7 protein-coding genes are annotated in these 9238 nt (G+C 64.7%); 2 read left to right on the forward strand and 5 right to left on the reverse strand.

Annotation, left to right across the window (positions count from 1 at the left end):
* Positions 1–243 precede the first annotated feature (243 nt).
* The 5 genes from KA184_13485 to KA184_13505 all read right to left on the reverse strand — a co-directional run bounded on the left by KA184_13485 (position 244) and on the right by KA184_13505 (position 6402).
* The gene (locus KA184_13485) at positions 244–1869 is read right to left on the reverse strand and encodes a TIGR03663 family protein (protein ID MBP8130585.1); all 1626 of its coding nucleotides are present in this window, start codon (positions 1867–1869) and stop codon (positions 244–246) included.
* 92 nt (positions 1870–1961) lie between these two features.
* On the reverse strand, positions 1962–2588 hold the full coding sequence (locus KA184_13490; protein MBP8130586.1) for a hypothetical protein: 627 nt from the start codon (positions 2586–2588) through the stop codon (positions 1962–1964).
* Between the two features lie 156 nt (positions 2589–2744).
* The gene (locus tag KA184_13495) at positions 2745–3377 is read right to left on the reverse strand and encodes a hypothetical protein (GenBank protein MBP8130587.1); all 633 of its coding nucleotides are present in this window, start codon (positions 3375–3377) and stop codon (positions 2745–2747) included.
* Entirely contained in the window at positions 3374–5554 is a 2181-nt protein-coding gene (locus KA184_13500) for a dynamin family protein (GenBank protein ID MBP8130588.1), read from the reverse strand. The genes KA184_13495 and KA184_13500 overlap by 4 nt, the downstream gene beginning before the upstream one ends.
* Complete coding sequence (locus KA184_13505) at positions 5551–6402, reverse strand: 50S ribosome-binding GTPase (GenBank protein ID MBP8130589.1); 852 nt, start codon at positions 6400–6402, stop codon at positions 5551–5553. The genes KA184_13500 and KA184_13505 overlap by 4 nt, the downstream gene beginning before the upstream one ends.
* A 413-nt stretch (positions 6403–6815) precedes the next feature.
* Between KA184_13505 and KA184_13510 the strand changes: the two genes are divergently transcribed.
* Together KA184_13510 and KA184_13515 are read left to right on the forward strand one after the other, a co-directional pair.
* Positions 6816–8279, forward strand: coding sequence for a sugar porter family MFS transporter (locus KA184_13510; protein MBP8130590.1), 1464 nt, complete (start codon positions 6816–6818; stop codon positions 8277–8279).
* 6 nt (positions 8280–8285) lie between these two features.
* Positions 8286–9238, forward strand: a 953-nt coding sequence (locus KA184_13515) for a succinylglutamate desuccinylase/aspartoacylase family protein (GenBank protein ID MBP8130591.1), incomplete at its 3' end; no start/stop codon positions are given.

Below are 9238 nucleotides of genomic sequence, written 5' to 3' on the forward strand. Positions count from 1 at the left end.
CGCCAAAGCCCGCACCCAACACGCCCTGTTCGAGGCCATCGCGACTGCCCTGGAGGAGGTCACCCCCGAAGAAAGCCGCAGCTTCTTTTGTCACTCAATCGTATGCATGCAAAGATAAAATGCTCTAACCCCCCACGCTATCGGACCCGGGGAAGGATGGCGGCTCCGGTGCCGCTGTCCTTCCCCACCCCCTTGGTCCGCGGCGGCAAGCGTGGATTTCGTGCTTGACAGCGCGCGCCAGGGTCAGCGGCGCGGAGCCATGAACGCATCCCAGAGGTCGCGGCGAATAAACACCAACCGCAGCACGCTGGGGCGCAACCCGTGCATCTCGACCATGTAGTCCGCGGCGAGGCGTTCGTCGAGCGCGGGACCCAGTCTCGGGTCGGCGATGATTACCGGCGCATCGGGCGTTTCGGGCATGTCGGTCCAGTAACCTACGCGCGTATAGCCGCGCAGCAGCCAGGGCAGGGGCCAGTAATCACCGTCGGGCTGGATAACGCGAATCAGCATGTTCTCGCCGTCCGGATGCACGGCCGCGATGGCGTCGATGCTGTCGATCATGCGCCGGACGGCCGTGCTGGTGTGGGCGTAGACATAGGGATTGCGCACGTCCGCGGGGTAGACAAAATTGGCCAGGTAACATTGATGACCGAGATGCGCGGCGCCCGCGGCCAGCGCCAGCGCGAGCAGCGCCCGTGCAACCGGCCGTCGCGCCCAACGGAACAGCGCCGCCGCGCCCACGCCCGCGAGCAGGATCATCGGCTGGTAGAAGGGCAGCAGATTCCAGGGCGTCTTATAAGGAATCAGGCTGAACAGAACCGTGACCGCCGCACAATACAGGAGCAAAAAACGGAGCAGCCGCGCGTCACCCTTCGACGACGCCGAATCACGCCGGAACAGTATCGACAGCGCACCTGTCGCCGCGAGCGCAAGTATCAACCCTTCGCTCCAGCGCGGGCCGGCCGTCCGGCAGGTGTAAGCGAGCAGATACAGGTAGTAATACCAGGGCTGGTCGTGAATGCCCGCGCTGCCCGCGCCTTCCGCACGATGAACGTAGTTGGCAAACGCGAGGACGGAATCGAGCACCCCTCGCGGGTGCGTGAAGAACGATGAGAACAGAGTAATCGAGACCGCCAGCGCGACACCGGCGAACAAGGCCGCGTGCGCCCCCGTGGCATGGGCGTCCCGCCCATGCTCACCTCCCATAACCTCAGCGTCCTGCCCACGTGCTCGCACGGGCAGGATGCCCGTGCCGCGGGGCCGGAGCCGCCCCCAAAGCGCCGTGCCCGCCAGCGCCACGGTCATGGCGAGGAAGAGTACGGCGCAGGTCTCTTTCGTGGCGAACATTGCCCCGGCCGCAAGCCCCGCAAGCGCGGCCCAGCCCCAAAGGGGCCGCCGCAGGTAGCGCCACCCCGCAAGAATCAGGAGCAACGCGAAAAAGACAAACAGTGTCTCCTGGATATAGTAGCGGCTGTAGTAAACCATCGCCGGGGATATGGCGGTGAGCAGGCCCGCCGCGAGCGCCGCGCCGCGCCCCAACCCCGCGCCCAGGGGCCAGAGCAGCAGAACGATGCCCACTCCGAACAGCACCGGCAAAACGCGGAACGTGACTTCCGTGGTTTCGGCCAGCGTGCGCGCACCGCTGATCCGAATCGGGATCAGCGCGAGGTAGTAGAGGCTGGGACCGTGGTGCTCGTGCGGGTCATACCGGTATTCGCCTTTTTCGAGCAGGATACCGGTCCGCACGGCCTGGTTGGCCTCGTCGCCGTGGAAGGGCCGCTCGCCGAGCCGCGGCAGCCGCACCGCCAGCGCGGCCGCCGCCAGCAGCGCCATGGCAATGCCGAACAAGGCTACCCGTCGTGACAACACGTTATGTCCGCCCCGGAAACCGGAAACCGCCCCGGGGCCCGACAACAAGGCCGGCCCCGGCTGCGCTCAACAATCATCGATTTCAGGCCGGCTTACTTGCCGTAGACTTCCACTTCCACGTAGTGGTTCATCTCGTTGGCGGTGTTGCCATTGGTGTACAGCCGCAGGTAGCGCGCCCGCACTGCGTCCACCTTCATCAGGCGGCCCTGGTAACTCTCGACATACTCCTTGTCCTGGCCGACGCCAAGGCCCGAGGAATTGTTGTGGTCGTTGTTGTAAACGGTGGTCACGCCTTCCTTGAATTCGGGGTCGTTTGACGCCTGGACGACAACGTCAAAGTAGACGCGTTTGCCTTCATGGAAGTGCCACACGAGAATGGCGTACAGTTCGTATTCCTTTTCGAGGTCGACCTGTACCCACTGCGCGCCTGTGCCCAGCTCCACGAGGCTGCTCTTCGCATAGTTCTTGTCGCCATCGGTCACCTGTTCGAGTTCGCCAACCATCGGGTCCTCGAAGCTGCTCGTGACCTTCTTCTCCAGCGCCACATTCGTCACGCCCGGCGGCGCAAAGAAGGGGTCGCGGTCCTTGTAGCTCTCCGGCTCCAGATTCGGGCCCCAGTAGTCGATCGGCGTGCCGCCGAAGAACGGTTCGGGCAACTCAATCTGCAGCGGCTGCCAATCCGCGGGCGTGCCCTCCGGGCGCGCCGCGTCTTCCGCCATGGCCGTGACCGGCCATGCGGCGGCGAACCCCAGAACAACCGTAGTCATGACTGCCTTCGTCCAATTCGCGTTCATGCTGACTCCTTTCTGTCTGCTTGGCGCCCGGACCGCCATTGCAGCGGCGGAACTTCGGCGCCGATTTGCCTGTTTATCCCTTCAGTGACGCCGGGACTCCGCGCGGGCAATCGCCTCGACTTCCCGCCCGTATTCCTCGACGGATTTGCGCAGAACATCCATATAATGACGCGCCATGCGCGACGGCATTTCGCCGGCCAATTGCTGCTTCATGGTGGCAAGCCGGCCGTCTTTCCAGCCGTGCACGCCCACCGCGGGGATGCCGCCCGCGCCGACCGCAACCGCACAAAACAGCGGGTGAAGACTGTACACCAGCCACGCGGCAACGCACGCCAGCGTCCATGCGCCCAGCACAAGCGCGGCGGCCACGCCCGGCCGCAGCCCCGCGCGGGGCGGCCCCGCGTTCACCGGCGCGGGCGGATGCAACAGTTGCCGCCCGGCCAGTTCGAGGCGCTCGCGCGTGATTTCCAGCGGCACGCCCGCGGCCAGGAGCGCGTCGGTAGCCCACAGCCGAAGCGAGGCCTCGGCCGCTTCCAGGCCGAAACGCGCCGCCGCCGCCATCTTCTCCTCGATCAACTGCGCGAGGAAGCGGAGCGGTTCATCGGACCGGGCCTCATGCGCGTTCTTGATTCTCGGGTCCTCCATGAGTTCCAGACGCGCCGTCTTCAGACGGAGTTCAAGAACATGGACGACATCCGGGGCTTCCCAATTCATACGCGCTCCGCATCGCGCTCCGCGGTTTGGCGGATAACTTCCGCGGCCTTGTCCCGCATTTCTTCGAGCAACGCCGCTTTCGGGCGGAGCCGCGCCAGAATGGTGTCGCATTCACGCCGGATTACTTCTTCCCGCGCCAACAGGTCGTCACACTCGCGCTGCACCTGCGATACCGCCGTGTCCACCTCGAATTGAACCGCCTTGTAGAACTCGTTCGCGCGGCGGTTCAAATAATCGATCACAATCTCCATGACCGGCGTGGTCCGGTTCTCTTCGGCGTCCTTGCCGCCATGGACCAGCATGTTCATCACGTTTTCACGCACGACCGGCATGATCTTCTGCCGCCATTTCTCGTCGCCCCACGCGAACCGTGTCAGAAACCCGCCCACAATGCCGAGGAGCGCGCCCAGGCCCGCGCCGATGGCCGTGCCCACGCCGGGGAATACAGACCCGACCGTCGCGCCCGCCGCGGCGCCGACCAGCAGCCCGCTCGCGCCGAAGGTGGCGTAACTCGAGGCCATGCTCGCTTCGATACCGCCGATGTGGATGCCCGCCGGGCTTGCCATGTGCATGCGGATGCCGCGCACCTGCATCAATTGCTCCGCAATCGCCTGACGCGCCGCGCTTTCCGCCTGTTCGATGCTCGCGTTCAATTCCGCCATGATCCGCGAGACGAATTCATCGACCTGATGCTCGACCTGAAGCGAGAGCGCGGCGAAATTGCTCTGCCGCGCCGCGCGCAGGTTCGCGCTGTCGCGCAGCCACCGGTACATCGGAACCAGTACATGCTCCTCGATGGCCGCGTCCGACATCGCCCCGCGGAATTGGGCCTCGTAGCCTTCGTATTCCTGCTCGCCAATGCGCCCCCCCTTGCTCCGGGCGTTATATTCATTCAGGGTGCGCTCCGCCTGCGCGCGCACCCGGTTCAGGCTCTCGATCAGCGCCTCGCGGTTCGCCCGCAGTTCTTCAAACTCCGCCGGATGTTCCGCGAGCCGGATTTCCATCGCCAACGGCGCCAGGAACCGGTCCGCGCGTTCGCACAGGAACTTGCAGGCCGACTCGACCACCGCGCCTTCCTTGTTTTCGAAAAGCAGGTAGTCGAGCAGCCGCTCCTTCAGCGACGGCAGGCGGCTTTGAATCATCAGGTAACTGGCAAGTTCCGTCTTCGGGTCGTCGCTCTCGTCCAGCCGTTCGCGCACGCTCGTGGGCACGGAAAGCTTGTTGTCCTCGAGCAGTTCCTCGAGCGTAACGTGACCGTTCTCCAGTTCCTGGGCGCGCAGCGCGCGATAGCCCGAAAGGAAGAAGATGTCGGAATCCTCCGGGATTTCGTGGCGCTTGAAAGTCTGGATCAGCGCCTTCGCGGGGCCGCGCACGCCGCGCACGTCGATTTCGTCGCGCTCGAGCTTGTCGGCCTTGTTCAACACGAAGAACACGCGGCGGCCGCGCCATTTGATGATGCGCTTGATGAAATTCAGGTCGTGAATATTGCCGACCAGCCCGCTGTCCACGAAACAAATGACCAGATGGCTGCGCTCGATGATGCTGTAGCTGATTTCCTGACGCGTCATCGAGATCGAGTGCACGCCCGGCGTGTCGACAAAGGCGATGTCCTGCTCGATCACCGCGGACGGCAGCGCCAACCGCAATTCCTGGATCTTCTCGCGCAGGGGCGCGAGCCGGGGAAACTCTTCGTCCGCCATAACCGTGACCAGCGGGACCAGCGCGCGGCGCATGACGGACGGCGCGCTGGAATCAAAAGCGACGTACAGACCGGGGATGTCTTCGGTGCGCGAAACCCGCGCGGGAACCTCTTCCAGCGCCGTGCGCAGCGTGGCCAGTTCCTCTTCGGAGGCGTGCTCGACGAGCTTGAGCCGCAGGTCCATGCGCTCCCCGCGCTCGATGTACGTCAGCTTCGACGTGCACTCCTCGACGTCCATTGGCAGATACGCGCCGCCGAGGAACGCGTTGATGCCCGTCGACTTGCCCACGTTGAACGTACCGAGAAAGACAATCCGGTACTTGCCCTCCTCGACCGACTTGCGCTGCGAAATGATCGCCCCTTCCTCGTGTTCCCGGTCCGCACGGAAATCCGCGTCGTTCCGCACAAAGCTGTACAGCCGGTCCAGCGCGGACAACACCCACGCCCGGTGTTCTTCATGTTCTTTGTAGAACTTCATACGACGGCCGTCCCCTGGGTCTTCAGAAACGACGCGATGACGGGAGACTCGAACAACTGGCGGAACGTCGGCGTCCCGTTCGGGATTGCCCGCGACGCCTCGAATTCATACAACGCGACGCGGAACGCGTCGAAACTCGCATCGCACAGTTCGCGCACTTCCCGCCGCGTGCGGTGCCGGTACTCGTTGCGCGGCGTGTGCCGCGCGAATTCGAGCCGCGCCGACACCGCGAAAAACCGCGGAGCCGGGTCGATGCCATAGGCGCGCAGCCGGTCCGGCGCCTTGTCGGTGATCCGCCGGATTTCGCTCGCGTTCAGATGGTCCGCCTTGTTTGCGACCAGGACCAGCGCGCCGCCGAAGACCGGCAAATGGCTGCGCACGAAATCCAGCGTATGCCGCGCGGCCCAGTACTCGATGTCCGTCACGACCACGAGCATCGCCTCGTCCGGCGCCGCCAGGTGCGATATGTCGATCGTCTCGCAGGAATCGCTCGACGCGCCCGCCGTGTCGATCAGCACCAGGTTCAGGAACGGCGCCGCCGGAAATCGCGCGCCCATCGCGACGTAACCGGCATCGTTGTTTCGGTCCTGCCGGATATCGAAGAACTCGTCCTGCCCCTTTTCATCGATGCGGTGCGGGTCCGGCCGGTATGCCGAGAAGTGCGCCTCGGCCCGGTCCGTGCGCGCAACAAACGTCGGCAGTGCGCGGCTCTCCTCCCGGCTTGCGTACAGCGCCTCGCGCCGCATCAGCGCATTGATCAGGGACGATTTACCCACGTTGAAATCGCCCATGAACAATACGCACGGCGCCGGTTGCATAACGGCTTCCCCGTGACCCTTCTCAACCATAGCGGCTCCTTCCACCCGCCCCGTCCGGCACAACGCCTATATGACTCACCCGCTGCATGTCGGGTTTTAGACCGGCGGCATAACGCTCCAAAGCCAAATACTCTAGCACGTTTCCCGCCCCCTGCGCGAACACTTCCCGCACGAGCGCTTCGCCATCGTCGCGATCCGCCGCGCCGTTTTCTCCGGCCGTTTCGAGGACGCGTTCGCCTTACCGGCCCCGGGATACGGTGCGGCAACAAAAACGCGCCACGGAAGACTTGGACGACCCGGAGCGGAAAGGGCCGCAGGCTCCATCCCCGTTCCCCATCGCGGATTGGGAAAGAGCCATGACTGCTCCCGGCGCGGCAGCGGGTGTCTTCCCGGCTTGTGTTTTTCCTATAATCCGCCATCCATGCAGGAAGGAGCGCGGGGAAATGTCCAGGCACGAGCAGACGGGCGATGCGGGGGGCGCGGGTTCCAGCCGCGGCAGTCAGGTCAGGTACGTGACGCTCATTTCGCTGGTGGCGGCGCTGGGCGGGTTGCTGTTCGGCTACGACACGGCGGTGATCAATGGCGCCATCGGCTATCTGAGCGTGCATTTCCAGCTGGACGCGTTCTGGAAGGGCTGGGCGACGGCGAGCGCGCTCGTGGGCTGCATTGTCGGCGCGTGCTTCGCGGGCGTGCTGAGCGACCGGTTCGGCCGCAAGAAGGTAATGCTGTTGTCGGCGGTGCTGTTTGCGGTGTCGGCCGTATGGTCGGCGATCCCGCGGGGGCTGGCCGAGTTCGCGTGGGCGCGCATGATCGGCGGGTTCGGCGTGGGCGCTGCGTCGATCCTGTCGCCGTTGTACATCGCCGAAATCTCGCCCGCGCGCATCCGGGGCCGGCTTGTGTCCGTGAACCAGCTCACCATCGTCTCAGGCATGCTGGTCGTGTATTTCGTGAACGCGATCATCGCCGCGCGGGGCGAAGCGACGGACCTGTACCAGGCGGCGGGCGCGGCCATGCAAGACCTGAACCCGAAAAGCTGGAACGTCTTATACGGATGGCGGTGGATGTTCGGTTCGGAGACGCTGCCCGCCGTGCTGTTTCTGATATGTCTCCTCTTCGTGCCGGAAAGCCCGCGCTGGCTGGTCAAGCAGCACCGGCACGGCGAGGCGCTCCGCGTGCTCACGCGCGTCAACGGCGCGGACGGCGCGGCGCGGGAATCGGCCGCGATTGCGAACGCACTGGCGCAGGAACATCTCTCGTTGCGGCAGTTGTTCCGGCCCGGCATTCGATTCGCGTTGCTTCTGGGCGTGATCCTGGCCGTGCTGCAGCAGATTACCGGGATCAACGTGATTCTGTATTACGGCGCGGAGATTTTCCAGGGCGCGGGCCTGAAATCGACGCACGCGATTTACCAGACGGTCATCGTCGGCGCAGTGAACGTCGCATTCACGCTGGTGGCGATCTGGGTCGTCGACAAGTTGGGCCGGAAACCGCTGCTTTTGTGCGCTTCGGCGGGCATGGGCCTCTCGTTGTTCCTGGTGGGCGCATTGTACACGCCGGGCAAGACGGAAGGGCCCTGGGTGCTGATCTTCATCCTTACGTATGTGGCGTCGTTCGCCGTGGCAATGGGCCCCGTCGTCTGGGTGGTCTTGTCCGAGATATTCCCGACGCGCGTCCGCGGCGCGGCCATGTCGGTCGCGGTGGTATGTCTGTGGACCGCTAATTTCCTCGTCACGCAGTTCTATCCGCCGCTGATGGACGCGCTTGGCGGCAAGGCGTATCATCTGTTCGGCGCGATGTGCGTTGTGGCGTTCCTGTTTGTCGCGTGGTTCATCCCCGAGACGAAAGGAAAGACCCTCGAGGAAATCGAGCGACGCTGGTTGCCTGTCTCATCGTCGCGCGAAGCGTGAGGCGCCATGGCGGACACGGGAAAACAGCCGGTTCCCCGGGAACAACAGGTCAAGTACTCGTTCTTGAGCATTTTGACGGGGTCCGACTTGTCGCGGCGGCGGCTGCCCATGATGACCGCCACGAGCGCGCAGCCCGGGCCGGTAGTGTGGCTGACCGCGTGCGGGCACGGCGACGAAGTCGGCGGCATGGTCATCATCCAGGAGATCTTCAAGCGCCTGCGCAAATCGCCGCTGCGCCGGGGGGCGCTGCACGCGTTCCCGCTGATGAACCCCCTCGGTTTCGAGACGGCGTCCCGTCACATCACGCCCACGGAAGAAGACCTCAACCGGTCCTTTCCCGGCAGCCGCACGGGTTCGCTCGGCGAACGTATCGCGCACCGCATTTTTACCGCCATCATGGAAACCGAGCCGGCGTTCGTGCTCGACCTGCACAACGACTGGATGAAGTCGATTCCCTACACGTTGCTCGACCCGTTTCCCGGGGCGAATCACGGCGCCGTCTACGAGCGCGCGAGCGAAGTCAGCCAGGCCGCCGGATTCCTCGTCATCCGCGACACGGAGGAAGCACACCGCACGCTGTCGTACAGTCTGCTCCGGCACGACGTGCCCGCGCTCACGCTCGAACTCGGCGGCTCCTACGTCGTCGATGAGCACCTGACGCGGCTGGGCCGCGGCGCCATCTGGCGTGTGCTCACGCACCTCGGACTTACGGAACCCGTCGATGAACCGCCCGAGCATCCCGTGCCCGGCGACCTGCGCGACCAATTGCTCCGTTACATCGACGCGCCCATGGCTTCGACCAGTGGCGTCATCCGCTTCCTGGTCGAGCCCGGACGCCGCGTGAAGCAGGGGCAACCCGTCGCGCGTACTTACAATGCCTTCGGCAAACTGCAAGAGACCCTGGCTGCGCCGTGCGACGGCATCATTCTCGGCCATGCGGATTCGTCCGTTGTGTTTCC

It is taken from the genome of Candidatus Hydrogenedentota bacterium (assembly GCA_018005585.1).
GTDB lineage: Bacteria > Hydrogenedentota > Hydrogenedentia > Hydrogenedentales > JAGMZX01 > JAGMZX01.

Excerpts from the sequence above, each read along its gene's own strand:
- KA184_13490 (MBP8130586.1), bottom strand. The coding sequence starts at position 2,588 with ATGGCGGAAGACGCGGCGCGCCCGGAGGGCACGCCCGCGGATTGGCAG.
- KA184_13500 (MBP8130588.1), bottom strand. The coding sequence starts at position 5,554 with ATGAAGTTCTACAAAGAACATGAAGAACACCGGGCGTGGGTGTTGTCC.
- KA184_13510 (MBP8130590.1), top strand. The coding sequence starts at position 6,816 with ATGTCCAGGCACGAGCAGACGGGCGATGCGGGGGGCGCGGGTTCCAGC.
- KA184_13505 (MBP8130589.1), bottom strand. The coding sequence starts at position 6,402 with ATGGTTGAGAAGGGTCACGGGGAAGCCGTTATGCAACCGGCGCCGTGC.
- KA184_13495 (MBP8130587.1), bottom strand. The coding sequence starts at position 3,377 with ATGAATTGGGAAGCCCCGGATGTCGTCCATGTTCTTGAACTCCGTCTG.